This is a genomic window from Actinomycetospora sp. ABD4_176 (assembly GCF_056311855.1).
In genome coordinates this window covers 4975096-5001793 of record NZ_CM149974.1, presented here as the reverse complement: position 1 = coordinate 5001793, position 26698 = coordinate 4975096, and the positions used below count along the sequence as shown (strand labels likewise).

Genomic DNA, 26698 nt, shown 5'->3' with positions numbered 1-26698 from the left:
GCAAAGCCGCATCGCTGGCACACCTCGTGCGCCCGTCCCTCGCTGAGGATCTAGCGGCCGCGGGCGAAGAGGACCTCGCTGATCGTGCGCAGCAGGACCTTGGCGTCCAGCCACAGCGACCAGTTCTCGATGTAGAAGTTGTCGAACCGCGCGCGGTCGGAGATCGGCGTATCGGCCCCCCGCAGGCCGCTGACCTGCGCCAGGCCCGTCAGGCCGGCGGGGACGCGGTGGCGGTGGCCGTAGCGGGGCAGCTCGGAGGAGAACTTCTCCACGAAGTGCGGGCGCTCGGGGCGCGGGCCGACGAGGGTCATGTCGCCGCGCAGGATGTTCCACAGCTGCGGGAGCTCGTCCAGCGAGGTGCGACGCAGGACCCGGCCCACCGGTCCGACGCGCTCGTCGTCGGCGACCGACCACTGCGTCGCCGACTCGCGCTCGTCGGCCGGTCGCATCGACCGGAACTTCAGGCACTCGAAGAGCAGCCCGTCGCGCCCGACCCGGGCCTGGCGGAAGATCACGCCGGGCCCGCCCTCGAGGCGCACCGCCAGCGCGATCACCGCCAGCACCGGCGCGAGCAGGAAGAGCGCGACGGCGCTGACGGCGACGTCGAAAACCCGCTTGAGCGCCCAGCTGACGCCGTCGAGCGGGGGCGTGCGGATGCGCATGATCGGCACCGAGCCGATGTGGTCGCCGGTGCCGGTCTGGGTCACGAACGCGGGCAGCCTGGGCACGATCAGCAGGTCGCAGCCGGCGCACTCGGGACTGCGGACGCGGTCGAGCAGCTCGACCTCGTCGAACTCGCCGCCCGCGACCAGCACCACGTCGATGCCGTTCTCGGCGACCACGCGCTCGAGGTCGGCCAGCGCCCCGACGTGCGGGGCGAACGCCGCGGCGGCGCAGTCGCGGCCGTCGTCGAGGAAGCCGGCCACCGCGAGGCCGTAGCGCGGGTGGCGCTGGAGGAGCTCGATGACGTCGGCGGCCAGCGAGCCCCCGCCGACCACGAGCGTGCGGTGCGCGACCACACCGCGCCGCCGGGCCGCGAGGATGAACCGCGTCGTCACCATCCGCCCGAGCACCACGAGGCCGAGGCCGGGCAGCACGATGAGAAGGAAGGTCTCGACGCCCTCGCCGTCGTGGCGCAGCGCAAACACCGACGCGACGAGCGCCGCGGCCACGAGCAGGCGGCCGATGACCATGGGCAGCTCGTCGAGGACCGAGAGGTGCAGGCGCGCCCGATAGCGGCCGCCGCCGGAGAGCAGCGCGAGCGCGATGACGGTCATGGCCAGCACGGCCTTGGCGTACTGCGGAAGCCAGAGCACCGGCGCCGCGAGGAGCAGCGCGTCGACCGGGAGGACGAGCATCCAGGCCTGCCAGTGCACGGCCGTACGGAAGCCGAGCAGGGGCCGGGCGGGCGGCGGCTGATCGGGGCTGTCGTAGCGCGCTGGCACCCGGTCGGTCTCCGCCCGCGCCGCCGGCGGCAGACGGGGCACGTCGACCCGCGTCCGGGTGTGGAGCACGCGCGCGGCCACCGGTCCCAACTCGTCGCCCCTCTCCCAGCACCCGTGACGGCCGGCAGATGCACGAATCGCCGGACGTCACCCGATCGAGCGATCGGCAATCTACGTGCTGAACACGTGTGGGTGAAGCAGTTGGTCAGACGGGTGACAGTGTCAGTGCTCTTGACGGAGTAGTGATCTCGTTGCCCTCCGTCAGATCTCCCAGCTCACGGCGGGGATGGGGGCGCGTGTCGGTACCGATCAAGGGTGACGATCATCTCGACGCCCGCGACGGGACGAGAGCACGCGGGCGGCGAGGCGGTGGACGCGCGAGTCGGGGTCCGAGGACGCCGACATGATCACGTGGTGGCGGAGCCACGTCAGCGGCCAGCGCGCGAGCCCCCGGGCCACGTCCTGCCCCCGCACGACGTCGGCGTGCTCGCGTCGCAGCCCGCGGATGAACGCGCGCTGGCCACGGAGGTTCTCGCGCCGCGCCGACGACGTGCCCGACCCGAGAGCGAGACGGAAGCGCGAGAGGGTCTCGGGGAGCCCGTAGAAGTCGCCGACGGTGGTGAGGCGGACGGCGAGCGCGACGTCGAGGACGAAGGACTCGTCGGTCGGGAAGCCGCCGACCGCGTCGAACGCCGAGCGCCTGAACAGCATGTTCCCGGGGCCGCCGAGCGGGTTGCCGCCGTGGCGCACGACGCGTCGCACGACCGCGGCGCGGTCCTGGCGGCCGACGAGGTCCGGAGTGCGCAGGGTGCGGTCGCGGGCGACGACCTCGCCGCGGTCGTCGATGAGGTGGTGCCGGCTCGACACGATCACGACGTCGGGCTCGGCGTCGAGCACGGCGACCTGACGCGCCAGGGCGTCGGGCTCGACGAGGTCGTCGGCCATGAGCACCTTCACCAGCGGGGCGCGGGTCGCCGCGACCGCGGCGTTGAAGTTCGCGATCATCGGCACGGTCTCGGTGTGCCGGACGACCCGGAGCCGGGGGTCGTCGTAGGCGTCGACCACGGCAGACGACCCGTCGGTGCTCGCGTTGTCGAGCACGACGAGCTCGAAGTCGGTGAAGGTCTGGGCGAGGACGCTGTCGATGGTCCGACCGACGTAGTCGACCTTCTGGTACAGCGGGATGCACACCGACACCCGCGGTTGCGCTTCGTCACCAGAGGTCGACTGTGATGCCGACGTCAGAGTGATGGCGGGATCCGGGGACGACACGCTGTTATCGTCTGGGTGATCGTCGGCGCGGTCAACGGCTGCGCCGCCCGGACCAACCACCGTCCCCGTTTCGGGCGATGTGACCGTGGTCGACAGGAAGGCACGCCGAGCGATGGAGGACGGACGTCCGGACGCGTCGGGCGCCCTCGACGTGCTCGTGCTCGGCATGCACTACCCGCCCGAGCACACCGGCAACGCCCCGTACACGGCCGGGATGGTGGCCGCGCTCGCCGCCGCCGACCACCGCGTCCGCGTCGTCACCGGCTACCCGCACTACCCGCAGTGGGCCGTGCACGACGGCTACACCGGCCTGCGCCGCCATGAGGACGACCGCGGCGTGCCCGTGACCCGCGTACGCCACCCCGTCCCGCGCTCCCCCAGCGCCCTGCGCCGCGCGGTCATGGACGCGACGTTCACCGCGCACGCCGCGTCGATCGGGCATCAGGGTGCGCGGCGCCCCGACGTCGTCGTCGCCGTCAGCCCCGTCCTGCTCACCGTCCTCGCCGGGCTGCGGTGGAAGAAGCCCGGCCGCACCGCGCTCGGCGTCGTCACCCAGGACCTCTACAGCCGGGCCCTGACCGAGACCGGCATCGCCTCGGCCGGCGCGGGTCGGGCCGCGGCGCGGCTCGAGGGCGCGCTGATGCGGCAGGCCGACGGCGTCGCGGTGGTGCACGAGCAGTTCCGTGACGGGCTCGCCGCGCTCGGCGTCGACCGGGACCGCGTCACCGTCCTCCGCAACTGGTCGCACATCGGTTCCGGAGCCGGGGATCGTGCCGCGACGCGGCGCGCACTCGGGTGGCGCGACGACGAGGTCGTCGTGCTCCACGCCGGCAACATGGGCCTCAAGCAGGGGCTCGAGAACGTCGTCGACACCGCGCGCCTGGCCGACGAGCGGGGTGCGGCCGCACGCTTCGTCCTGCTCGGCGACGGCAACCAGCGTGCCGTCCTCGAGGAGCGCGGCGCCGGCGTCGGCCGGCTGCAGTTCCTCGACCCGCTGCCCGGGGAGCGCTTCCCCGACGCCCTCGCCGCCGCCGACGTCCTCCTGGTCAACGAGGCCACGACGGTGGCGGAGATGTCGGTGCCCAGCAAGCTCACGTCGTACTTCACGGCGGGTCGGCCCGTCGTCGCGGCGTCGTGGGAGCGCAGCGCGGCGTCCGCCGAGATCCGTCGGTCGGGGGGCGGCGTGCGCGTCGACCCCGGCCGGCCCCAGGATCTGCTCGACGCCGTACGGGGGATCGCCGAGGATCCCGCACGCGCCGAGGCGCTGGCCCGCGCCGGGCGCCTCTATGCCCAGGACCACCTCGGCGCCGCCGCGGCGCACCGCGACTACCAGCGCTGGGTGGAGGACCTCGCCGCCTCGCGCGCACGTCTGGGGGGGAGAAGCCATGTCTGACCCGTTGGCCGGCTGGGAGCTCGGCCGGCCGCTGCCGCGCGACGCGCGGGTGTTCGTCGCCGGCTCGTCGGGGCTGGTGGGCTCCGCGGTCGTGCGGCACCTGCGCGCCGCGGGCTTCACCGACGTCGTCGGCGTGCGCTCGGCGCAGGTCGACCTGCGCGACGCCGACGCCACCGCGCGGTTCCTCGACGAGACCGCCCCCGCGGTCGTCGTCGACGCCGCGGCCAAGGTCGGCGGGATCGCGGCCAACGCAGCGAAGCCCGTGGAGTTCCTCCACGACAACCTGCGCATCCAGGCGAACCTGCTCGACGCCGCGCACCGCGTGGGCGTGGGGCGCCTGCTGCTGCTCGGGTCGTCGTGCATCTATCCCAAGTACGCCGAGCAGCCGATCCGCGAGGACTCCCTGCTCACCGGCGCCCTCGAGCCGACCAACGACGCCTACGCGATCGCGAAGATCGCCGGGATCATGGGCGTGCAGTCGTTCCGCCGGGAGTACGGCCGCGCCTGGATCTCGGCGATGCCCACCAACCTCTACGGGCCCGGCGACAACTTCGACCTCGAGACCTCGCACGTGCTGCCGGCGCTGATCCGGAAGTTCCACGAGGCCCGGGTGTCGGGCGCGCCGTCGGTGACCGTGTGGGGCACCGGCACCCCGCGCCGCGAGTTCCTGCACGTCGACGACCTCGCCGCCGCCTGCCTGCACCTGCTCGAGACCTACGACGACCCCGCGCCGATCAACGTCGGCGTCGGCGAGGACGTCGCGATCGCGGAGCTCGCGTCGCTCGTGGCGACCACCGTCGGCTTCACCGGCGAGATCGTCTACGACACCTCCCGCCCCGACGGCACGCCGCGCAAGCTGCTCGACGTGTCCCGCCTGCAGGCGCTGGGCTGGAAGCCGACCATCGGGCTCGCCGAGGGGCTGGCCTCGACCTACCAGTGGTTCCTCGAGCAGCAGGGGGCGTCATGACCAAGCGGGCGTTGATCACGGGGATCACGGGGCAGGACGGGTCGTACCTGACCGAGTTGTTGTTGGCCAAGGGCTACGAGGTGCACGGGATCATCCGGCGGTCCTCGACGTTCAACACCGGCCGGATCGATCACCTCTACCAGGACCCGCACGACCCCGCCCAGCGGTTGGTGCTGCACTACGGGGACCTGACCGACTCGTCGCGTCTGGTGACGTTGATCGAGAAGGTGCGCCCGGACGAGGTGTACCACCTGGCCGCCCAGTCGCACGTGCGCGTGAGCTTCGACGAGCCGGAGTACACCGGCAACACCACCGGGGTCGGCACCGCTCGCCTGTTGGAGGCGATCCGGATGGTGGGGGTGGACACCCGCTACTACCAGGCCTCGTCGTCGGAGATGTTCGGGGCGAGCGCGCCGCCGCAGTCCGAGGACACCCCGTTCTATCCCCGCTCGCCCTATGGGGCGGCGAAGGTCTACGGCTACTGGATGGCGCGGAACTACCGGGAGGCGCACGGGCTGTTCGCGGTCAACGGGATCCTGTTCAACCACGAGTCCCCCCGCCGGGGGGAGACGTTCGTGACCCGCAAGATCGCCCGCGCCGCGGCCCGGATCAAGGCCGGGCTCGAGCAGCACGTCTACCTCGGCAACCTCGACGCGGTGCGGGACTGGGGGTATGCCCCGGAGTACGTCGAGGGCATGTGGCGGATGCTGCAGGCCGACGAGCCGGCCGACTACGTGCTGGCCACCGGCACCGCGACCACGGTCCGCGAGTTCACCGCGTGGGCCTTCGAACGGGTCGGGCTCGACTGGCAGGAGCATGTGCGGTTCGACGAGACCTACCTGCGCCCGACCGAGGTCGACGCCCTGATCGGCGACGCGGGCAAGGCCCAGCGCGACCTCGGGTGGAAAGCCCAGACGATGCCCGAACAACTCGCCCACCTCATGGTCGACGCCGACCTGGCGGCACTCGAGAAGTGAGGACGCCCGGCGGGGCGCTCGGACTGCTGCTCGGGCGCATCGGCGGCGTCGCCGGGACGCTGGTCGCCGGCCAGCTCGTCCTCGGGCTGACCTACGTCGTCGGGGCCCGCAGCATCGACCCGGCGACCCTCGGGCTCATCGCGACGGTGGCCGCGGTCGGGCAGATCGCAGCGACGGTGTTCGACGCCGGGTTCATCAACTACTCGGTGCGCGAGACCGCCGCCGGGCGCCTGCCGGTGGGCACGGCGCGGGCGCTGGTGCGGGCGAAGCGGCGGTGGTCGCTGCTGCTGCTGGCGGTGGGGCTGGCGGTGTCGTTCGCGCTGGCGCCGTCGGTGGCCGCGGCCCTGCTGCTGTCGCTCACGGGGCCGGCGATGTGGGAGGCGCAGACGGCGCACGGGCTGCTGCGCGCGGCGGAGAAGTTCTCGCAGGCGTCGATCGGGCAGCTCGTCGGGCGGGTCGCGGGGCTGCTCGTGGCGCTGGCGCTCGTGCCGTTCGGGCTAGGCGAGGTGGCGCTGGCCGCGGCGATCCCCGCAAGCTTCGTCGCCGAGGCGCTGCTCGACCGCTGGTTCCTCGGAGCGCCGCCGGAGCGGGCGCGGGCGTCCCGGGAACTGGTCTCCCACTCCCGGGAGAGCATCGGCTTCGGCCTGTCCAACCTGGCGGCGCAGGCCCAGCAGCTCGACACCCCGCTGGTGACGCTCGGGGCGGGCGCGTTCCAGGGTGGCCTCTACGCCGCGGCCGGACGCCTCATCGGGCCGCTGACGTTCCTCGCCACGTCGTTGCAGCTGGTCGCGGCGCCGTGGCTCGCCCGCGCCGGCACCGACCCCGACGCGCTGCACGCCGAGGAGCGCCGGGTCGTCAAGGTCGGCGCGGCGCTGGCCGTCGCCCCCCTGCTCGTGGCGCTCGCCGGGCCGCCGCTGATCCCGCTGCTGCTCGGCGCGGAGTACGCGAGTTCGGGCACGGTGTTCGCGGTGCTGGCCGTCGGCGCCGCGATCGTGACGCTCAACCAGCCGCCCGCGATCATCGCGCAGACCCGGGGGCACCAGCGCGGCGTCGCCACCGCCATCGCGATCGGGCTGGCGTTCGGCCTGGCCGCGACGCTGGTGCTCTCGTACCTCGGCGGCGCTGTCTGGGCGGCCGCCGGCTACGTCGTCAGCCAGGTGATCATCTTCGTCCTGCTCTGCCTCGTGGCCCGCCGCGCCCGGCGGTCTCCCCTGCCCACCGCCATGTGAGTGCTTCTCCCGCCTATCAAGCCGTGGGGGCGCGGCGTCGTGACCGACGGCTTCGAGGACCTACGCACATGATCGCGTCGAGTCGGACGTCGGACTCGACGCGATCTTGCAGCTATGTCTCGCCGTCGGTGTGGGTGCCCGGCGACACCGAGCCGGTGGTCGGCGCCGCGTCCTCCGGGTCGGCGCCGGCGTGGCGACCGCGACCGTTGCTGTGGCCGTTGCTGTGGCCGTTCCCGTGGGCGAGGCCGTTCGTGGGGCCGTTGGCCCGGCCGGTGCCGAGGTGCCCGTCGTCGCCGGTCGCGCCGTCGACGGTCGTGCTCGTGCTCGGGGCGGCGGTCGTGGTGGTGGCGCGGGTCGCGCGACGCCGGGCTCGCGGCGCCGGCGTCGCGGTGGCCGTGGTGCCGGCGGGCGCGTCGGTCGCCGGGGTCCCGGTCGTAGTGCTGTCCGCGGAGGTCTCGGCGGGCGGACTGGTGGCGGCGGGGTCCTCGGCCGGGGCCGTCCGCTTCGCGGTGGTGCGCTTGGTCGTGGTCCGCTTCGGCGTGGTCGGCGCCGCGTCGTCGGTGCTTGTCGTGCTCGTCGCCGGGGCCTTGCGCGAGCGCACCCGGACCGTGGGGTGATCGGCGCGAGCCGAGGCGCTGTCGGAGGCGGCGCCGTTCGTGCTCGCGGCGGAGGCGGCGGTCGAACGCGCCGTCCGCGTCCGCGTGGTGCGCTTCGGCGGGGCCGCCTCGGCCTCGCCCGTCGGTGCTTCGTCGGTCGTGGCCGCGTCCGCCGGGGCCGCGTCGGCCTTCGCCGCCGCCGTCGTGCGGCGGGTGCGCTTGGGGGCCGCGGCGGGCGCGGGCTCGGCCGCCTCGGGCGCCGGCTCGGGACTCGCCGGTGCGGTTGTCGCGCTCGCCGCTGCCGGCTCGGCCGCCGGCTCTGCCACCGAGGTCGTCGGCTCGGCCACGGTCGGCGCCGCCGCCACGACGGGCTGGGGGACGGGGTGGGCAGCGGGGTGGGCAGCGGGCTGGGCGGCGGGCTCCGCCGGGGTGGACGGGCCGGAGGGCAGGGCCAGCACGGTGCGGCGGTGGGCGCCGGGGGCGTCGCGGACGTCGGTGGCCCAGGTCAGGAGCGCGCCGAGCACCGTCGCGCCGGCGAGCCCGAGGGCCGAGGCGGCGACGTCGATGTCGTCGGGGCGCGTGCTGCCGCGGCGGGCCACGAGCACGACGCCGTCGGCGTGGCGGGCGACGTCGACGGCGTCGGCCGCGTCCGTGACGGGCGGGGTGTCGACGAGGACGTGGTCGTAGCGCTCGCGCAGGCCCGTGAGCAGCGACGAGAGCCGCGAGCCGACGAGCAGCTCGCTGGGCCGCGAGCCGGTGGCGCCGGCGGTGAGGACGTCGATGCCGCCCCGCGGCCAGCGCTGGATCGCGGCGTCGACGTCGAGGCCCTGCTCGAGGACCTCGCGCAGGCCGGCGCGGGTGTCGAGGGCGAGGGCGTCGGCGAGGCCCGGGCTGCGCAGGTCGGCGTCGACGAGCAGCACCGACGCGCCCGAGGCGGCGAAGGCGACGGCGAGGTCGACGGCGGCGGTGGAGGTGCCCTGGTCGGCGCCGGTCCCGGTGAGCACGAGGCAGCGGCGCTCGCCGGCGACCGACCGCAGCGCGGCGCGGGCCCGCCGGAAGGACTCGGCGCGGGCGCGCAGCCGGCGCGCCTGGCGCCCGCCCGCACCGACGGGCGGCTCGGACAGCAGCGCCGGGTGCTTCGGCGCGCGGCGCAGGGCCGGCACCACCCCGAGCACCGGCGCCCCCAGCCGCTCGGCGAGCGCCTCGGGGGTGTCGACGGCGTCGCGCAGCGCCCGCCGGGCCAGCGCCACCCCGACGCCCAGCACCAGGCCCACGAGCAGCGCGACCGCGAAGAGGATCGTCGTGCGCGGGCCCGACGGCTCCTCGGGCTGGGTCGGCGGGAGGATCACCTCGGCGGTCGCGATCGGCCGGTTCACCGCCTGCCCGGCCGACTCGATGGTGCCGACGAGCCGGGTGAACGCGGTGGCGACGGCGCCGGCGACGAGGCGGGCCTGGTCGGGCGAGCGCTCGGTGACCTCGAGGGTGAGCACGACGGTCTCGGTGACCGAGCTGGCGCTCACCGCGCCCTGGACCTCGTCGGGGGTCGGCGTCCCGCCGAGCAGCGCCGAGGCGTCCCGCGCGACCCGCTGGCCCTGCAGCAGCTCGGTGTAGGACTTCACGCGCTCGGTCGAGAGCTGCGCGCCCGAGTAGGCCTCGGTCGACGACGCCTCGGTCTGCGGCGACGCCACGTAGAACACCGCGGTGGACGTGTACGTCCGGGGGAGGAAGACGTCGAGCAGCGCCGCGCCGAGCAGGCACAGCACGAGCACGCCGGCGATCAGCTTCCGGTCCTCGCGCAGGACGGTCCAGTACTCGCGCGCGCTCATGCTCGTTCTCCTCCGAGGGCCGCGGGGGGTCGGGCCGGGGTCGGGACGGGGTCGGGGGCGTCGGGTGACGCGGGTGTGGCGGCCGGCTCCCGGCCGGACCAGCGGCGGTGCCAGCCGGCGAGCGCGGGCGACCCGGGCGCCGCGCGCTCCTCGGTCGTCAGCCCCTCGGCCGCGCAGGCGACGGCGAGGAGCGCGAACGCCCAGGTCGAGGCGGCCGCGGGCTGCGAGAGCAGCAGGGTGAGGAACAGCACGAGCGCGACGGGCACCGCCCGCCCCACGGGGTCGGCACCGCGTCCCGGGGCGACCAGCGGCGGGACGAGCACCGCGAGCGCCACGAGGACGACGAACGGCAGGCCGTTGACCGCGACGTCGGAGACGAGGTTGATGCCGGCCTGCTTCTCGGTGCCGAGGCCGCCGAGCGGTGACTCGGTCAGGGCGCGGATACCGGCGTCGGTGGCGTCCTGGCGCTCGGCGAGCGAGGCCTCGTTGGAGCTCTGCTTGGCGGTCAGCCCGAGGACCGGCGCGTAGAGCGCGACCCACGCGGCGCCGGCCATCGCCGCGAGCCCGCCGATCTGGCGCAGGAAGCCGCCCAGGGCGATCCCGCCGCGCGGGCGCAGGAACAGGTCGAGGGCGAGCACGACGACGAAAACGCCGAACCCGGCCGTCGACAGGGTGCCCGCCAGCCCGGCCAGCAGGAGCACCTTGACCCAGCGCGCGTGGTAGCCGACGGCGTCGCTGAGGAACCAGGCCGCGGCGCAGTACATCGCCATCCAGCCGGACTCGCGGCCGAAGCCGGTCAGGCGCGGCACGTCGACGCCGAACACCTCGGACGTCGAGTAGCTGATCGTGAACGGGACGTACACCGGCTGCGGCTCGACGGTGCCGACGGGCACGGTGGTGAGCTGGCCGGCGCCGAGCCCGGCGACCGCCCAGACCAGGGCCGTCACCACCCACGCCGCGCACACGAGCACGACCGCGACGACGAAGCCGCGGGCGACGGCGCGGCGGACCCGCGGGTCGGCGAGGACGACCGCGAAGGCGACGAGCGACCCGATGGTCAGGACGAAGTCCTGGAACAGGTCGCGGACCCGGTCCGGGGCGAACACCGCGGCGCCGTGCCCGACCATCCACAGGTACGCGAGGGCCAGCACGCCGACGAGCAGCGGGACCGCGGGCACCGGCCGCGCGCGCACCCGCTCGCGCCGCAGCAGCGCGGTGACGGCCGCGACCACGGCGAGCGCGCAGCCGACCAGCGCCGTGCTCTCCCCGAAGACCCCGGGTCGCAGCAACGGCAGGGTCGCGAGCATCGCCGCCGCCGGCACGAGCGCGGGAAGGGTGGGTGCGGTGAGCGAGCCCCACAGGGTCCGCCGCGCCATGACACCCCCGCTGGTCTGCTTCGTGGGTCCGTTCGGGCTAAACGCTAGCCGATCGGGTCACGGACGCACGAGCTGCGGGGTCGAAATCTCACGGACGGTCGTCGAGGAGCCCGTCGAGGAAGTCGTTCACCCCGAGCGAGTGAGCCGCTGTGCGGGCCGAGACCACGCAGCGCTCATGGCCGGCGACGACGCGGCCGAGCGCGTCGGCGACCGCCCCCGGGTCGTCGACGCGGGCGCCGACCCCGGCACCGGTGGCGTCCAGGACGGTGGCGATCCACCCGCGGTCGGGCCCGAGCACCGGCACGCCCCGGGCGCACGCCTCGGCGACGATCCCGCTCGGCGCGTCGTTGTCGTGCAGCACCGCGGCGACGTCGACCGAGCGCAGCGCGGCGTCGAACTCGTCGGTGTCGAGCAGGCGGTCGTCGACCTCGAGGCGTCCCTGCGCCCGCAGCCGGGCGGCGTCCGGGTCGGTGGCGAGGAACGCCCGGACGTCGGGCTCGCAGCGCCCCGCGACGACGACGTCGACCTCCGGCCGGGCCACCGCGGCGCGCACCAGCACCGGCACGTTCTTCCGCGCGCTGATCACGCCGAGGACCCCGACCCGCACCCGCTCGCCGAGGGGCCGGGCGTCCGGCACGCCGTCCGGTGGCGTGACGGGGTCGCGGACGGGCGTCACCCCGGGGAAGCCGGGGCGGCGGGTGACGACGCCGAACGCGTCGGTGAGGAACAGCACCCGGACCCCGGGCAGGCGTCGCAGCGCCGCGACGAGCGCGGGCTTGAGCGCCATGCCGACCGTCGCCGTCTCGGACCCGCCGGGCAGCGCGGTGCGCATGAGCAGGAGGGTGATCCGCGGTCGGCGCGGGCGGGCCCGGGACAGCGACCCCCGCAGGAGCGCCCGCAGCAGCGGCCGCACGGCCTTGTCGCCGTCGGGGACGACGAGGTGTCCCGCACCCCGGGCCGTCGCGACGGCCAGCGCCTCTCCGATTGCGGCGTCGTGGTCGTCGCCGGACAGGACCGCCGTCTCGGTGTCGAGGCCGCCGAGGTGCTCGGCGAGCTCGGGCGACGCGACGACACGGGGCGAGACCACGAGGAGACGCTGCGTAGGCGGTAGGGCGTCCAGGAGCCACCGGATGTAGCGCAGACGGTGACCGAGCGGATCGAGCTCGACGATTGCGGTAGGCCGAGAGTGATCCACGCTGCTCCATCCTGACGACACGGCGCTCGGCTCGTTAGGTTACGCACGGCCGATCGACGGCGAGGGCGAGGTGGCGATGGAGATCGCGTGGCTGACCGACGCGCAGGCTCCGTACCGCGAACCGCTGTTCTGCGAGCTCGCGCGGCGCAGCGACCTGACCGTCCACTTCCTCTTCACCGAGGAGCCCGAGCGGCACTTCCGCTACCGGCCCCACCCGGGCTACGCGTCCGCGTTCGTGCCCTGCTGGCAGCTCCCCCGCCGCGGCCCGCTCGCGAGCCTCGACTCGTATCAGGCGATCCTGCGGCCCGGTGCGACCCGCGCGGTCCTCGACGCCGACGTGGTGGTCATCCCGACGTGGGCGCAGCTCGCCAGCGCGTGGACGATGCTGCGCGGGGTGCGCCGCGGCGTGCCGTACGTGATCTTCTCCGAGAGCACCCTGACGAGCCGCCGCTTTTCGCGCGGTCCGGTCGACCGGCTGCGGCGCTGGCTGTTCACCCACGCCGGCGCGGTCGTCGTGCCCGGCCCCGCCGCCCGCGAGGCCGCGATCGCGTCCGGCGTCGCGCCCGAGCGGATCGTCGAGTCCGTCAACAGCATCGACCTCGGCCTGTTCGGCGGGCGCACCCGCGAGCTGCGCGCCGACGCCGGGGAGACGACCGGCCCGGACGCCGCGGGACACCGCTACGTCTACGTCGGGCAGCTGATCGCGCGGAAGAACGTCGGCGCGCTGATCGACGCGTTCGCCCGGCTCGACGGCAGCCCCGAGCTCGACGTCGTCGGTGACGGGGTGGAGCTGCCGGCGCTGCGGGCGCGGGCGCGGGAGCGGGGCGTCGCCGACCGGGTGCGGTTCCGCGGGTTCCTCGACGAGGACGGCGTGGTCGAGGTGCTCGCGACGACGCAGACCCTGGTGCTGCCCTCGCTCGAGGAGGTCTACGGCTTCACCCCGCTCGAGGCGCGCGTGGCCGGGCTGCACGTCGTGGTGTCGGACAGGGCCGGGATCGCCGAGAACCTCCGCGACGTCGACGGCGCCTGGATCGTGGCGCCGGACGCCGACGGCCTGTATCGCGGGCTGGAGGCCTCGCGGCGGGCGTGGACGGGGTGGGCGCAGGACGTGCCGACCGACTCCGCCTCCCCCGAGCGCTCCGCCGACGACGTCCTCGCCGCCGCGAAGATCGCCCTCGAAGGTGCTGCGCCTATGTGAGCACTTTCCGGGCCTATAGCCCCGGAAAGTGCTCACATAGTCAGGTCGGGCGGCCGTTGAGGACGTTGCCGGTGACGCGGATCGGGCCGGTGCGGCGCAGGGCGAAGGCCGTCTCGGGGGTGCCGACGCCGGGGCCGTCGACCCGGTTGCCGGTGATCGCGCCGGCGGGCACGTCGTCGAACGCCACCGCGCGCACCGCGGGCGCGCAGCGCATGACGTTGTCGGCGACGACGACCTCGCTCGGCGGGTCCTGCGGCCGCCCGCCCGCGGTCAGCGCGTCGCCCCCGGCCAGCGCGCCCACGACCGGGATCGGGTTCTCGTTCGCCGTCGCGTCGTGCCGGTTGCCGCGCACGGTGACGCGTCGCGAGCCGCTGATGATCTGCACGTGCGCGAACTCGCGCAACCCGCACGCGGTGAACGTGTTGTCCTCGACGAGCACGTCGGTGGAGAAGTCCTCGATGTGCACGGCCTCCATGCGGTAGCGCTCCATCGTGCAGCCGCGCACGACGACGTCGGCGCAGTAGGCGATGCCGACGGCGAAGCCCGGGGAGTCGTTGTCGCGGAACGTGCAGCCCTCGACGCGCACGCCGCGGAAGGAGCCGTAGGGGCTGTTGAACTCGAGGTCGGTGTTGGCGTTGCGGACGAACGTCGACCCGCGCACCGCGACCTGCTGCGAGACCGCCCGGGACTCGTTGGCCTGGTAGAGGCCGTAGGTCGTCGTCGCGACCGCGGTGTCGGTGATCGCGAGGTCGGTGCTCGTGTCCCCCGCCGTCCCGAGCTGCACGCCGTGGGCGAACCGCGTCAGCGCGTCGGTGTGCCCGAGCAGCACCGAGCGCGAGAGCCGGAACCCGTCGACGCGCCCGAGGCGCAGCAGCACGGTGTCGACGTCGACGAGGCGCTCGACCACCAGCCCGTCCAGCGTCACCCCGGGCGCGTCGACGAGCAGCCCGACCAGGGCGTCCGCGGTCCCGGAGCCGACCCCGGGGCCCGGCTCCGGGCGCAGCGACGACCGGCCGGGCTCACCCGCGAGGGTCACACCGGCCGGGACGCGCAGCGGCTCCCCCACCACCAGCCGGTACAGCCCGGCGGGGACGGCGACCGTGCGCGGGCCGCCCGGCGCGCCGGCCCGGGCGAGCGCGGCGCGGAAGGCCGGGGCGTCGTCGGCGCGCCCGTCCCCGCGCGCCCCGAGGGCGCGGACGTCCACCACCGGCCCCCGGCGTAGCGGCGCCCCGCCGGGGGTCGGCACGTCGCCCGGGATGCCGGGCATCAGCGGCGGGCGCGGCACGGCGGCCCCGGCGCACGCCGCGGGCGCGGCCACGGCGACGAGGCCCACGGCCGTCGCGAACCGCAGCGCCCGCCGCCGCGACCAGGTGTCGATCACGGCCGCAGTATGCCGCCGTGAGGGTGAGATGGGGGCCCGGCGACGTCCCCCGTCCGGCGCGTAACTCCGGCGCCCCGTCGGGCGACAGAGCGGGCAGGACGTGCTCGGGAACACGGAGGCCTGCGATGACCATGATCCTGACGGCGGTGGCGGGAGCGACGGCGGGAGCCGCGGCGTGGCTCATCGCGCCCTGGGCGAGCATGGCCGTGCACGGGACGGTCGACCAGCGGCACTGGGCCGGGGACCGCCCGGTCGGGTGAGTCACGGCGGAGATCGCTAACGGACGGGTGCCGGGGCGCGAGAAGAGGTCGACAGCCGGCATGGAGGCCGGCCGCACCTCGGGGGGTTCCCATGGCCAAGCACTCGGCGCCGCACACGGCGGCCGGCGTCCCGACCGCGAGCACGATCATCCGCCCGGTCGCCCTCAGCGCGGCGGCCTACCTCGACCGGCTGCGCGCCGCGACCACGACCGTCACGCCCGCCTCGATGGCGGCGGGGCGGCACTCACGCTGACCCCGCTCCCGTCGGCCGGCGCGGCGCCGACGGGTGCGGGGGTCACGCCGGCAGGACCGTGCCCGCGTGCAGGGGGCCCTCGTCGTTGACGGCGAGGAGCACCGGGGCGGTGCCTGCGGTGTCGATGCGGCAGACCGCGGCGTCGACGAGGTACATGCGCCACGCGATGTCGATCCCCACGCCGAGCGCCCAGCTGATCGCCGCCTTGATCGGCGAGACGTGGCTGACGACGACCACCTCGCCGGCGGCGGCCTCGGCCGCCAGCTCGGTGCACGCCCGGGCCACGCGCTCCCGCACCGCCACGAGCGACTCGCCGCCGGCCGGGACGTGCTCCGGGTCGGACTGCCAGGCGCGCCACGCGTCGCCGTCGAGCGCGGTCATCGGCTGGCCGTCGAGCTCGCCGTAGTCCATCTCGGTCCAGCGCGCGTCGACCTCCACCGGCACCTCGGCGCGCAGCAGCGCGGCGGTCTCCTGCGCGCGGGCCAGGGGGCTCGACAGGAGGCGGGTGGGCCGGGGAAGGCCCGCGGCGAGCGCCCGGGCCTGGCGCCGCCCGACGTCGGTGAGCGGCGGGTCGGACCGGCCGCACATCACCCCGCGGGCGTTGGCCTCACTCTGACCGTGGCGGACGAGGGTGAGCACGTACTCCACGGTAGTGCCGGGAGACCGGGCACCCGGTGCGCATTCGGGCGACCGAGCGCGTCCACGAGCAGGACGAGCGCCCCGGGCAGGCACGCGATCAGCGCCAGCACCCCGTACACGACGGCCGTCGCGAGCCCCTGGGCGGCGTCGAGGCCGACGGCGGCGAAGGCGACGGCGGCGGCGGCCTCGCGCGGCCCCCAGCCCCCGATGGTCAGCGGCACCGCCATCGCGAGCAGCGCGACGGTGACCAGCGGCAGCAGCTGCCCCAGCGGCACGCCCACCCCGGCGACCCGGGCGGCGAGCACGAACAGCGCCAGCAGCGCGCCGAGCGCGACGAACGAGCACAGGAGCACCGCCGGCCCCGTCCGCGCGCGGCCGAGACCCTCGCGCACGTCCCGGCCGGCGCTCGCCAGCGCGGCCCGGACCCGGGCGGCGCGCCGGGCGTGGCGGACCCACAGGCCCGCGACCAGCAGGGCGAGACCCAGCACGGCCGCGACCACCCCGAGGCCGGGCCCGACGAGCGCGTGCAGCAGGGCCGGGCTGGCGACGAGCACGACGACGCCGACGGCGACCACCACCGCCTGGCCCGCGACCCGCTCGATCACCACCGCCCGCGCGCCGCGGGCGTCGCCGGGGCGGTGGTGGCGCACGGCGCGGTGCACGTCACCCAGGACGCCCGCGGGCAGGAGCGAGTTGAGCAGGGTCGCGCGGTAGGCGTCGGCGGTGGCCGTGCGCAGGGACAGGTCGAGGCCCACGCCGCGGGCGACGACGCACCAGCGCGCGGCGCCGGCGACGGTGGTGACGGCGCCGAGGGCGAGGGCGGCGAGGACCGTCGGCACCGTGATGGCGCCGAGCGCCTCGACCACGTCGCCCGTGCCGACGCGCATCGCGAGCAGGGCGGGCAGGCCGAGGCCGACGAGGACGCGGAGCACGGTGCCGAGGGTGACGCGTCGGGCGCGCGGGGAGGGTGAGTTCGCCGGGATCGGCGGGAGATTCTCGGGGCTCGTGCGGGGGGCGGGGAGCCCGGGGAGGTCGGGGAGCTCGGCATCGGTCGGCGGTGCCGAGGGAGCGGTCGCGGGGAGCGGCACGGGGAGGTCCAGACGGGGAGCGGTCGCGGGGAGCGAAGGGAGAACGGGGAGGGCTGAGGCCCTGCGGGGGGGCTCTAGGGGAGGGCTCTAGGGGAGGGCTCTAGGGGAGGGCGAGGAGGTCGAGGTGGCCGACGGTCACCCGCAGGCGGCCCTGCTCGGCGGCCTCGAGGCGGCGGGCGAGGTAGGCGTCGGCGTGGCGCGCGAGGTCGGGGTCCTGCGCGACGGCCGCGGCCACCCAGCCCTGCAGCCAGGCGACGACGAGGTCGACGTCGTCGAGCCCGAGGTGCCACGGGCTCGCGCGGGAGCGGACGTGCGCCCCGTGGCGGGCGAAGGCCTCCTCGGCGACGGTCGGGGCCCGCGGGCCGAGGAGGGCGCGCCCGTCGACGGTGCGCTGCTGGTGGGCGTCGAAGGCCGCGGCCATCGCCACGTCGCGCGCCTCGGCGGGCTCGAGGCGGACCTGCCCGGTGACCGACAGCGTCAGCAGGGCCGCCACGCCGGCACCGACGCACGCGGCGGCGACGGCGTCGATCTCGTCGGCCGTGAGCAGGTCGAGCAGCGCCGAGGCGGTCACGAGGTCGACCCCGGCGAGGTCGGCGGCCGTCAGCGTCGTGACGTCGAGCTCGCGGACCTCCGAGGTGATCGGCGACCCGTCGCGTGCCCGCGGCGGCAGCGAGTCGGCGACGTGGGCGAGCAGGCCCGCGTCGCGGTCGGCGAGCACCCAGTGCTGCGGCCCGGGCAGGCGGGGCGCGAGCCAGCGCGCCATCGACCCGGTGCCCGCGCCGAGGTCGAGGATGCGGCCGGGCGCGGGGTGCCCGGCGCGCAGCTCCTCGACGAGGTCCACCGCGCGCGCCTCGGCGTCGGCGTTCTCGCGCAGCGCGAGCCAGTCGGCGGCGGCCGGCGCGCCCGGCAGGGCGTGGTCCGGGGTCAGGCCGGCGGGCTCGCGAGCAGGTCCGCCAGCGCCTGCTCCACCCGTCGCGACGTCTGTGTCCACGTGGCCAGCCTGCCTCGTGGGGATCTCGCTGAGACCCGTAACCCGTCCCGGTGCGCATGATCGGCGAACCAGCGGCGCAGCATTGCGACGAGTGCCGGTACGTCCTCAGCAGGCGTTAAGACTCCGCCGTTCGCCAGCGTGTCCGGCAGCCCGCCGACGGCGCTCGCCACCACGGGGATGCCCCGCGCGCGGGCCTCGCTCACCACCATGCCGTACGTCTCGACCCGCGAGGGCGCGACGAGCAGGTCGGCGGCATGCCAGATCGCGTCGAGCGCGGCACCGGTGCGGGGGCCGGTGATGCGCACGCGGTCGGCGAGACCGTGGCGCGCGACCGCCGCGCGCAGGTCGGCGACGAAGGCCGGGTCGCGGCCGGTCGGGCCGACGAGGTCGAGCGTCCACGGGTACTCGCGCAGGGCGGCGAGGGCCGCGACGAGCAGGTCCTGGCCCTTGGTCGGTGTCACCGCGCCGAGGCACAGCAGCCGGTGCGCGCCGTCGGTGCCCGCCGCGCGCGGGGCCGGGTCGACGCCGGGGACGGCGACACTCGCCTCGACGCCCTGTTCGGCCAGCCGCCGCGCGGTCCACGGGCTGGTGGCGACGACGACGCGGGCGGCGCGCAGGACGGCGTGCTCGCCGGCGGCGAGGTCGGGGTGCTCCTCGCCGAGGGGCAGGTGCACGAGGACCGCGAGCCGCGCGGCGTGCGGGACGACGACGTCCGGGACCCCGCCCGCGACCAGCCCGTCGACCAGCACCGGGCCCGCGTCGCGCAGGACGTCCGCCAGCGCCCGCCGCGCGGCGTCGTCGGGACGCGGCCAGGCGCCCCCGAGCTGGACGTCGCGGACGTCGAGGCCCCGCGCCCGCAACCCGTCGATCACCCGCGCGTCGTACACATCCCCGCCGCTGACCAGCGCGGGGTCGGCGACCGGCCGCACCATTGTGAGCGGATTTCCCGGTCCTGGCCGGGATTTCCGCTCACGTGGGGGCACGCGTCCAGCATGCCGGGGTGGCCCCGTGGTCGACGGCCCGGCGCCGGGCTGCGCACGAGGGCGTCCACCACGTGGCCGACGTCTCCGCCGCCGGACGGCCCTGACCCCCCGCCCGGGTGGTCGCGGGTGTGCGTGCGACCGTGGCCGGGAACGCCGACCGCACTTCGTCGCCACCCCGAACCGACGAGGAGGCACCCCTGGTGGGCCGACACCACCCCTCCCCCGCTCCCCGGCGCGCCACGAGCCGCACGGCCCGTCGCGCACTGGCCCCGCTCGGGGTCGCCTCCGCGGCCGTCCTCGCCGCCGCGCCACTGGCGAGCGCCGCACCCGCCGCTCCCCGCCCGCCCTCCGAGGCGGAGCCGCCGCCGTGCAGCGACGTCGCCGACGTCTGCGTCGACCTCGGCGAGCAGCGCGCCTGGCTCACCGACGACGGCCGGGCCACGTCCGGCCCGATGGCGATCACGTCGGGCTCCGACGACGACCCGACGCCGACCGGCGAGTTCACGGTGCAGCGCAAGGAGCGCCACCACGTGAGCCGCGAGTTCGGTCGCGCACCGATGCCCTACTCGGTGTTCTTCGACGACGAGGGCCGGGCGTTCCACAGCGGCAGCCGGGCGAGCAGCTCCCACGGCTGCATCAGGCTCGACAAGGACGACGCGCAGGACCTCTTCGCCGCGCTGGAACCGGGCGACCGGGTGGAGATCGTCAGGTGAGCGCCAGCTCGTAGCTCGCCGACGCCACGTGCGACTCGTGCAGGGTCACGGCGATGCCGGCGAGCCCGCCCGCATGCGGGCCGAGCCGCCCGTCGCCGACCCGCGTGGCCAGGCGCCGGGCGATCACCTGCGCCAGGAACTCGGTCGTCGTGTTCGCCCCGGCGAACTCGGGGTGGTCGTCGAGGTTGGTGTAGGTCAGGTCGGCCAGGGCGTCGTGCAGCTGCTCGGTGGCGAGCCCGATGTCGACGACGATGCCGTCGGCGTCGAGCTCGGCGCGCTTGAACGTCGCATCGACGACGAACGTCGCTCCGTGCAGGGCCTGCGCCGGCCCGAAGACCGCGCCCCGGAAGCTGTGAGCGATCATGATGTGGTCGCGGACGGTGACGGCGAACATGCCGACCATCCTGACGCCCGTCAGATCAGGACCACCAGCAGGGCGACGGCCAGGCCGAGGGCGAGCACGACGAGGAACAGCTGGACGTCGGCGAGCAGCCGGTCGCGCCAAGAGGTGTCCCGGTCCCGCGCAGTCGCGGGTCCGACCGAGGACGGGGTGGTCACGGACACGGTGGCGGTCTCCCGAGCTCATCACGAATGGTCACGTCAGCGGGGCCAGTAGACAGCACCACCGCCCGCCCGGCCCAGGGCCGGGTCACCAAGGTGACACGGTGTGATGACGTCTGTTCTTCAGCTGCCGCGCCGCACCAGGGCCGAGCGGCGCAGCGCCGAGGCCTGCGACCACACGCGGCGGGCGGCGCCGCTGCGCTCGGCCATCCCGCGCGCCTTGACGTAGACCGTCGGCGGCAGGTGGGCGAGCAGCGAGGAGCAGCGCCGGTGCAGCAGCGTCGCGAAGCTGTCGACGTCGGTGTCGATGTAGCGCTCGAGGTCCTCGAGCCAGCGGGCGCTGTTGCGGGCGTCGCGCCGGCTCGGGGCGAGCGCGGCCTGCCGCTCGGCCTGGTACTGCTCGAGGGCGGCCGGGACGTCCGCGGTCCCCTCGATCGCCCGCGCGAGCGCGATCGCGTCCCCCAGCGCCAGCGTCGTCCCCGAGCCGATCGCGAAGTGGGTCGTGTGCGCGGCGTCGCCGGCCAGCACCGTGCGCCCGGACCACCACCGCTCGCAGTGCAGCGTGCGGAACTCCAGCCACGGCAGCGGGGCGTCGGGCTCGGCGGGCAGGCCGATCAGCGGGTGCCCGTCGAGGTGCCGGGCGAAGAGGCGCTCGAGCAGCTCGCGGCTCTCCTCGGCGCCCATCCGGTCGAGGCCCAGCCCGCGCCAGGTCTGCGGCGAGCACTCCACGATGAAGGTGCTGTGGTCGGCGTCGTAGCCGTAGGCGTGGCACCACAGCCAGCCCGCCGACGAGCGGACGAAGGCGAACAGGAACGACGTGTAGACCTTGGTCGTCGCCAGCCAGACGTACTTGTTGGTGCCGACGTCGACAGTCGGCGCGAGGTCGTCGGCCAGGGCGCGGCGATGGGCGCTGCCGACGCCGTCGGCGGCGATCACCAGGTCGGCGTCGAGCTCCTCATCGTGCGGGCCCGGCACGACGTCGCGCTCGAACTCCGTGCGCACGCCGAGCTCGCGGGCCCGCGCGGTGAGGAGGTCGAGCAGCCGCTGCCGCGAGATGCTGTAGCCGCCGCTGGGCCGCGCGACCCGCCCGCGCCCCTCGACGTCGACGTCCTGGCCGTCCCAGGCGAACGCGGCGTCGGCGATCTGGGCGGCGCTCACCGGGTCGCTCTCGCGCAGCGAGGCGAGCAGCGGCTCCCAGAACACGACGCCCCAGCCGTGCGTGACCCCGGCGGGGTTGCGCTCGACGACCGTGACGTCGTGGCCCTGCTGGGCGAGCAGGACGGCCGCGTACAGACCGGCCGGCCCGCCGCCGACGGCGGTGATCCTCACTGAGCACTCCTCGCGCGGCCCGCGCGCAGCCGTTCCACCTGGCGGGCGAGGGCCGGCCGGCGCCGGCGCACCTCGTCGCGGGCGACGTCGACCGCCGCGAACAGGGGCGGGACCCGCCGCGCGCCGCGGCCGAGACCGACCACCGTCGTCCCGATCTCCACGCGGTCACCGTAGACGTCGGCGTCGGCGCGGCTCGGGTCGGACGACGTGTCGATCCACGCCAGCTCCGGCTGCTCGTGGAACCAGGCGAGGAGGTCGGCGTCGAGCAGGGTGCCCGGCGAGCTGCGGGCGAACTCCTCGTCGAAGGCGCGCTTGAACCCGAACAGGCCGGGGCCCGCCGTGATCGCGAGGCTCCGGGCGAGGACGTGGGTGTCGGTCCGGAGCGCGAACGCCCGCAGCCGGCCGTCCTCGGCGAACCCCGCCGCCGTCTCCCGCAGGAAGAGGGCGTGGCCCGGCCGCACGGCCATGGCCGTCCCGGCGCGGCCCTTCCACCCGCGCGCCTCCAGCGCGAGGAAGCGCGTGACGGCGTCGTCGGGGGCGGTCCGCCCGTGCTCGGTGGTGCCGACCTCGCCGCCGAGCTCGCGCGCCAGGACCCGCCGCTTGCGCTTGAGCTCGGCGCGCTTCTTGCTGCTGGTCCACTCCGCGAGGTAGGTCGGCGACGGCCGCCGGCGGGCGAAGGAGCGGGCCCCGAGCGTCGTGTGCCGTGCGGGCCGCGCGGCGTTGACGCGCTGCAGCGAGCTCCCGACGGGTCCCTCGACGGGGATCTTCGGCAGCTCCAGCCACGGCGTCGCGCGCAGGGCGGGCAGTCCGCACAGGACGGACTCCCAGACCCGCTCGGGGTCGGCGTCGCGGTCGACCAGCGGCGTGCCGAGGAAGCAGTACGGGTGCAGCCACGTGCGCAGGCCGGTCAGCCCGCACCGCGACAGCGGGACCCGGCGCGGTACCGGGGCGAGCGCGTAGGGCGTCGCCTCGACCACCGGGAGCAGGAACACCGCGCGGTCCCCGTGCTCGAGGGTGAGCAGGCGCAGCGAGGTCGGGGCACCGAGGTGCCGGGCGGCCGGGAGCACCATCGACGGCGCGAGGAACGGGTTGGGCTCGGACGCCCGCCGCTCCAGGTCCCGCCACCGGGCGAGGAAGCCGGGGTCGCCCTCCGCGGCGGACACCGGGGTCAGGGCGACGGTGCCGCGGTGCCGACGTGACCGCGCCGGAGGCGACGGCGCCGTGTGCTCGACCAGCGGGTCGCTGAGCAGCATTCGCCGAACGTACAACGGCGGGAGACCGGCGCCCGAGCAGGTGCTCGCTCGGATGGAGCAGGCTTCCGATCGCAATTCGGCAACATTCTGTGACCGACGGCGACCCAGGCTCCGCCCTGCGATGCCTCAGCTGCCGGTCGCGGCCACCACCACGGCGGACCGCTGTCACCGATCGTCATCACTCGGGGGCGCTCCGCCGGTGAACCTGACGGTCGGCTGACGAACGGGGTCGCGCGTTCTGGACGCTCGAGCCCTGCGCCACGTCGCCGCGTTGTCCGGTCACCGCCGGGGGTCCGCCGAGTCGACCGACGAGACATCGGCGCAAGATCGCATCGAGTCCGACAGTCCGACTCGACGCGATCATGTGCGTAGGTCCTCGGAGCCCTCGGTCACGACGTCGGGGTGAGCGACCTCAGCCGGTGCGCTTCGCGCTCGTCAGTAGTCCACCCGCACCGCGAGGCCGGGGCGCTCGCCGGCGGCGAGCTCGGGCACGACGGTCGGCAGGTCGTCGAAGGCGCAGGTGTCGGTGATGAGCGCCTCGAAGCGCGGGTCGGCGAGCAGGCGCAGGGCCAGGCGGAGGCGGTCGGTGGTCGACCACCGCGCACGGCGGGCGGGGGCGACGCGGCCGACCTGCGACGCGCGGATCGCCAGGCGCCGCGAGTGGAACGCCTCGCCCAGCGGCACCCGGGGGGCGTTCCCGCCGAACCACGACAGCTCGACGACCTCGCCCTCGTCGCCGAGCAGCTCCAGCGACCGGGCGAGCCCGGCCTCGGTGGTGCTCGCGTGCAGGACGAGGTCGCACTCCCCCGCCGCCGCGTCGGGCGTCGCGAACCCGACGCCCAGCGCCTCGGCCACCGCGCGGCGGGACGCGTCGACGTCGACGAGCTCCACCCGCACGCCCGGGAACGTCGCGAGCACCCCGGCGACGGCCGAACCGACCATCCCGGCCCCGAGCACCGCGACCCGGTCCCCGACGCGCGGCGCGGCGTCCCACAGCGCGTTCACCGCGGTCTCGACCGTGCCGGCGAGCACCGCGCGCGTGGGCGGGACGTCGTCGGGCACCTCGACGACCGAGTCGGCGGGCACCACCACCCGCTCCTGGTGCGGGGAGAGCGCGAACACCGTGCGCCCGGCGCCCGGGCCCGCCTCGACCTCGCCGACCGCGAGGTAGCCGTACACCACCGGGCCCGGGAAGTCGCCGACCTGGAACGGCGCGCGCATCAGCCCGTACTGGCTGGCCGGGACCTGCCCGCGGAACACCAGCGACTCGGTGCCCCGGCTGACCGCGCTGTGCCGAGTCCGCACGACCACGTCGTCGGGACCCGGGTCGGGCAGCGGGATGTCCGCGATCTCCGCCCGCCCGGGCGCCGCGACCCGGAACGCCCGTGTCGTGCCCGTCATGCCGCGACCCTCCTCGCACCCACGTGATCTCCCGGCGGCCATGCTGGCACGTGTGCGCCTCCCGCCCCCGGTCCTGACCGCCGAGCTCCTCGGCGGCGCGGTGACGGCCGCGGGCCTGCTCGGGGTGCTCGCGGCGGGCCTCGGGCTCGGTCCGGTCGGCCTCGTCGCGGGGGCGACGGCGGCCGCGGCGCTGGTCGCCGTGCTCGCCGGGGCGCCGGTCGACGCGCTGGGACCCGCCGGGCGGGTCACGCTGCTGCGCGGGGTGCTCGCGGCCGGGGTCGCCGCGCTCGTCGCCGACCCCGTCTCGACCCCCGCGCTCGTCGTGCTCGCCGCGGTGGCGCTGGTGCTCGACGGCGTCGACGGGGCGGTCGCCCGGCGCCGGGCGGTGGCCTCGTCGTTCGGCGCGCGCTTCGACATGGAGCTCGACGCCGCGCTGCTGCTGGTGCTGTCGGTGCACGTCGCGGGCCTGCTCGGGTCGTGGGTGCTGCTCATCGGGCTCGCGCGCTACCTCTTCGTCGCCGCCGGCGTGGTGCTGCCGTGGCTGCGCGGCGAGCTCACACCCCTGTTCTCGGGCAAGGTCGTCGCCGCCGCGCAGGGCGTCGTGCTGGTCGTGGCCTCCTCGCAGCTGCTGCCGGTCGTCGTCGCGACCGTCCTCGTCGGCGGCGCCCTCGCCGCGCTGCTGTGGTCGTTCGGGCGCGACGTGGTCCGGCTGTGGCGCGGCGCCGACACCCACCCGGTGCGCGTGCGCCGGGGTCTCGCGGGCGTCGTGACGCTGCTCGCCGGCGTGCTCGTGCTGCTCGCGTTCGTGACGCCCGGCGACGTCGCCCGGCTGGTGACGCCGGCGTTCGTCCGCGTGCCGGTCGAGCTGCTCGTCGCGCTCGTCGTCGCGGTCGTGCTGCCCGGCCCGGTGCGGCGGGTGCTCGCATGGGCCGCGGGTGTGGTGCTCGGGCTCGCGCTGGTCCTGACGCTGTTCGACCTCGGCTTCTCGGTCTCGCTCGCCCGCCCCTTCGACCCGGCACGCGACGCGGTGCTGCTCACCAACGCCTACGACTTCGTCGCCGGGACCTCGGGCCCGGTCCTCGCCGTCGTCGTCGCCCTCGTCGTCGCGCTGCTCGCGGTCGCGCTGCTCGTCGCGATGGGCGCCGCGGTGGCCCGGTTCGCGCGGATCGCCGCGGCGCACCGGTCGGCGACCCTGCGCCTGGTCGCCGTGCTCGCGGTGGCGTGGCTCGCGGCGTGGACGCTCTCCGCGCAGCTCGTGCCCGGCGTGCCCGTCGCCTCGCGCGACACCTCGATCCGCACCGTCGACCGCGCGCTCGCCATCGGCGAGGGGGTGCGCGACCAGCGGGCCTTCGAGATCGAGGCCGCCACCGACGCCTACCGCGACGTGCCCGGCGACCGGCTGCTCACCGCCCTGCGCGGGCGCGACGTCGCCGTCGTCGTCGTCGAGAGCTACGGGCTCTCCGCCCTCGACGACCCGGCGATGGCGGGGCCGGTGCGGGCCGTCCTCGACGACGGCGAGCGACGCCTCGGCGCCGCGGGCTACGCCGCGCGGACCGGGGTGCTGACCTCGCCCATCGCGGGCGGGGGCAGCTGGCTCGCGCACGCCACCCTGTTCTCGGGGCTGCGCATCGACGGCCAGCAGCGCCACGCCCAGCTCGTCACGTCGGACCGGCTGACGCTCCCCCGCGCGTTCCGCGAGGCCGGCTGGCGCACCGTCGCCGTCGCCCCGGGCACCTCCGGACCCTGGCCCGAGGGTGCGTTCTACGGCTACGACCGCGCCTACGGCGGCGCCGACCTCGGCTACCGGGGCCCGCCGTTCTCCTGGTCGCCGATGCCCGACCAGTACGCGCTCGCCGCGTTCGACCGCCTCGAGCGCGGACCCGGCGCCCCGCCCACGATGGCCGAGATCGCGCTGACCTCCAGCCACGGCCCCTGGTCGCCGGTGCCGCGGACCGTGCCGTGGGACGCGGTCGGCGACGGGTCGGTGTTCGGCCCGCCCGACGGTCCGCAGCTGCCGTTCCAGGCGATCTTCACCCAGGACCCGGCGAAGGTCCGCGACGACTACCGCCGGTCGCTCGAGTACTCGCTCGCGACGGTCTGGGGGTGGACCGAGCGCCAGGCCGCGGTGCACCCCGGCCGCGCGCCGGTGATCGTCCTGCTCGGCGACCACGAGCCCTCGCCCGTGGTCACCGGCCCCGACGCCGGGCGCGACGTCCCGATCTCGATCGTCAGCAGCGACCCGTCGGTGCTCGCCGCGGTCGGCGACTGGGGTTGGTCGGCCGGGCTCACGCCGGATCCCGGCGGGCCGGTGTGGCCGATGGAGGCCTTCCGCGACCGGTTCCTCGCCGCCTACGGACCGCGCCCGTGATCAG

At 75.9% G+C, this 26698-nt stretch carries 24 protein-coding genes; 9 read left to right on the top strand and 15 right to left on the bottom strand.

The window, feature by feature from the left end; genetic code table 11:
• Positions 1-50: 50 nt before the first annotated feature.
• Positions 51-1526, bottom strand: coding sequence for a sugar transferase (locus ACYX4T_RS24190; RefSeq protein ID WP_476011761.1), 1476 nt, complete (start codon positions 1524-1526; stop codon positions 51-53).
• A 228-nt stretch (positions 1527-1754) separates the two neighbouring features.
• Entirely contained in the window at positions 1755-2636 is an 882-nt protein-coding gene (locus tag ACYX4T_RS24185; protein ID WP_476011760.1) for a glycosyltransferase family 2 protein, read from the bottom strand.
• Between the two features lie 193 nt (positions 2637-2829).
• Here ACYX4T_RS24185 and ACYX4T_RS24180 point away from each other — a divergent pair, with 193 nt between their 5' ends.
• From ACYX4T_RS24180 to ACYX4T_RS24165, 4 genes are read left to right on the top strand one after another with little or no spacing between them, the layout of a single operon-like run.
• The gene (locus ACYX4T_RS24180) at positions 2830-4110 is read left to right on the top strand and encodes a glycosyltransferase family 4 protein (RefSeq protein ID WP_476011759.1); all 1281 of its coding nucleotides are present in this window, start codon (positions 2830-2832) and stop codon (positions 4108-4110) included.
• Entirely contained in the window at positions 4103-5077 is a 975-nt protein-coding gene (locus ACYX4T_RS24175) for a GDP-L-fucose synthase family protein (RefSeq protein ID WP_476011758.1), read from the top strand. The genes ACYX4T_RS24180 and ACYX4T_RS24175 overlap by 8 nt, the downstream gene beginning before the upstream one ends.
• Entirely contained in the window at positions 5074-6054 is a 981-nt protein-coding gene (gene gmd, locus ACYX4T_RS24170; RefSeq protein ID WP_476011757.1) for a GDP-mannose 4,6-dehydratase, read from the top strand. Before ACYX4T_RS24175 ends, gmd begins: the two co-directional genes overlap by 4 nt.
• The gene (locus tag ACYX4T_RS24165) at positions 6051-7283 is read left to right on the top strand and encodes a lipopolysaccharide biosynthesis protein (RefSeq protein ID WP_476011756.1); all 1233 of its coding nucleotides are present in this window, start codon (positions 6051-6053) and stop codon (positions 7281-7283) included. Before gmd ends, ACYX4T_RS24165 begins: the two co-directional genes overlap by 4 nt.
• Positions 7284-7395: 112 nt before the next feature.
• Here the strand turns inward: ACYX4T_RS24165 and ACYX4T_RS24160 are convergent, their stop codons facing one another.
• From ACYX4T_RS24160 to ACYX4T_RS24150, 3 genes are all read right to left on the bottom strand, one after another.
• The gene (locus ACYX4T_RS24160) at positions 7396-9705 is read right to left on the bottom strand and encodes a Wzz/FepE/Etk N-terminal domain-containing protein (RefSeq protein ID WP_476011755.1); all 2310 of its coding nucleotides are present in this window, start codon (positions 9703-9705) and stop codon (positions 7396-7398) included.
• Positions 9702-11081 (bottom strand): hypothetical protein, encoded by a 1380-nt coding sequence (locus tag ACYX4T_RS24155; RefSeq protein ID WP_476011754.1) that lies wholly within the window; start codon positions 11079-11081, stop codon positions 9702-9704. The genes ACYX4T_RS24160 and ACYX4T_RS24155 overlap by 4 nt, the downstream gene beginning before the upstream one ends.
• A gap of 88 nt (positions 11082-11169) precedes the next feature.
• The gene (locus ACYX4T_RS24150) at positions 11170-12168 is read right to left on the bottom strand and encodes a glycosyltransferase family protein (protein WP_476011753.1); all 999 of its coding nucleotides are present in this window, start codon (positions 12166-12168) and stop codon (positions 11170-11172) included.
• Positions 12169-12352: 184 nt separating this feature from the next.
• On the opposite strand from ACYX4T_RS24150, the gene ACYX4T_RS24145 reads away from it, so the two are divergent.
• The gene (locus ACYX4T_RS24145) at positions 12353-13474 is read left to right on the top strand and encodes a glycosyltransferase (protein WP_476011752.1); all 1122 of its coding nucleotides are present in this window, start codon (positions 12353-12355) and stop codon (positions 13472-13474) included.
• A gap of 40 nt (positions 13475-13514) precedes the next feature.
• Here the strand turns inward: ACYX4T_RS24145 and ACYX4T_RS24140 are convergent, their stop codons facing one another.
• Positions 13515-14855, bottom strand: coding sequence for a right-handed parallel beta-helix repeat-containing protein (locus tag ACYX4T_RS24140; RefSeq protein WP_476011751.1), 1341 nt, complete (start codon positions 14853-14855; stop codon positions 13515-13517).
• 125 nt (positions 14856-14980) lie between these two features.
• Between ACYX4T_RS24140 and ACYX4T_RS24135 the strand changes: the two genes are divergently transcribed.
• Together ACYX4T_RS24135 and ACYX4T_RS24130 are read left to right on the top strand one after the other, a co-directional pair.
• Positions 14981-15115, top strand: a complete 135-nt coding sequence (locus tag ACYX4T_RS24135) for a hypothetical protein (RefSeq protein WP_476011750.1) — start codon at positions 14981-14983, stop codon at positions 15113-15115.
• Positions 15116-15206: 91 nt separating this feature from the next.
• On the top strand, positions 15207-15368 hold the full coding sequence (locus ACYX4T_RS24130; protein ID WP_476011749.1) for a hypothetical protein: 162 nt from the start codon (positions 15207-15209) through the stop codon (positions 15366-15368).
• Between the two features lie 42 nt (positions 15369-15410).
• Here ACYX4T_RS24130 and ACYX4T_RS24125 read toward each other — a convergent pair whose 3' ends face one another.
• The 4 genes from ACYX4T_RS24125 to ACYX4T_RS24110 form a co-directional block, all read right to left on the bottom strand.
• Entirely contained in the window at positions 15411-16007 is a 597-nt protein-coding gene (locus ACYX4T_RS24125; protein ID WP_476011748.1) for a histidine phosphatase family protein, read from the bottom strand.
• A complete protein-coding gene (locus ACYX4T_RS24120; RefSeq protein ID WP_476011747.1) occupies positions 15956-16939 on the bottom strand; it encodes a lysylphosphatidylglycerol synthase transmembrane domain-containing protein in 984 nt (327 codons plus the stop codon). The genes ACYX4T_RS24125 and ACYX4T_RS24120 overlap by 52 nt, the downstream gene beginning before the upstream one ends.
• A gap of 256 nt (positions 16940-17195) precedes the next feature.
• Complete coding sequence (locus ACYX4T_RS24115) at positions 17196-18005, bottom strand: methyltransferase domain-containing protein (RefSeq protein WP_476015364.1); 810 nt, start codon at positions 18003-18005, stop codon at positions 17196-17198.
• A gap of 14 nt (positions 18006-18019) precedes the next feature.
• Entirely contained in the window at positions 18020-19018 is a 999-nt protein-coding gene (locus tag ACYX4T_RS24110; RefSeq protein ID WP_476011746.1) for a glycosyltransferase family 4 protein, read from the bottom strand.
• A gap of 251 nt (positions 19019-19269) precedes the next feature.
• On the opposite strand from ACYX4T_RS24110, the gene ACYX4T_RS24105 reads away from it, so the two are divergent.
• Positions 19270-19782, top strand: coding sequence for a L,D-transpeptidase (locus tag ACYX4T_RS24105; RefSeq protein ID WP_476011745.1), 513 nt, complete (start codon positions 19270-19272; stop codon positions 19780-19782).
• Here ACYX4T_RS24105 and ACYX4T_RS24100 read toward each other — a convergent pair.
• From ACYX4T_RS24100 to ACYX4T_RS24080, 5 genes are all read right to left on the bottom strand, one after another.
• Positions 19775-20176, bottom strand: a complete 402-nt coding sequence (locus tag ACYX4T_RS24100; RefSeq protein ID WP_476011744.1) for a 6-pyruvoyl trahydropterin synthase family protein — start codon at positions 20174-20176, stop codon at positions 19775-19777. The two genes, ACYX4T_RS24105 and ACYX4T_RS24100, sit on opposite strands and share 8 nt — an antisense overlap.
• Positions 20177-20196: 20 nt before the next feature.
• Positions 20197-20340 (bottom strand): hypothetical protein, encoded by a 144-nt coding sequence (locus tag ACYX4T_RS24095; protein ID WP_476011743.1) that lies wholly within the window; start codon positions 20338-20340, stop codon positions 20197-20199.
• 126 nt (positions 20341-20466) lie between these two features.
• Positions 20467-21672 carry an FAD-dependent monooxygenase gene (locus tag ACYX4T_RS24090; protein ID WP_476011742.1) on the bottom strand — a complete coding sequence of 402 codons (1206 nt, stop codon included), beginning with the start codon at positions 21670-21672 and terminating at the stop codon, positions 20467-20469.
• On the bottom strand, positions 21669-22925 hold the full coding sequence (locus ACYX4T_RS24085; protein WP_476011741.1) for a GNAT family N-acetyltransferase: 1257 nt from the start codon (positions 22923-22925) through the stop codon (positions 21669-21671). The genes ACYX4T_RS24090 and ACYX4T_RS24085 overlap by 4 nt, the downstream gene beginning before the upstream one ends.
• A gap of 435 nt (positions 22926-23360) precedes the next feature.
• Positions 23361-24326: a zinc-dependent alcohol dehydrogenase gene (locus tag ACYX4T_RS24080; protein ID WP_476011740.1), complete on the bottom strand. Its 966-nt coding sequence runs from the start codon at positions 24324-24326 to the stop codon at positions 23361-23363.
• Between the two features lie 52 nt (positions 24327-24378).
• Between ACYX4T_RS24080 and ACYX4T_RS24075 the strand changes: the two genes are divergently transcribed.
• The gene (locus tag ACYX4T_RS24075; RefSeq protein WP_476011739.1) at positions 24379-26694 is read left to right on the top strand and encodes a CDP-alcohol phosphatidyltransferase family protein; all 2316 of its coding nucleotides are present in this window, start codon (positions 24379-24381) and stop codon (positions 26692-26694) included.
• Positions 26695-26698 lie beyond the last annotated feature (4 nt).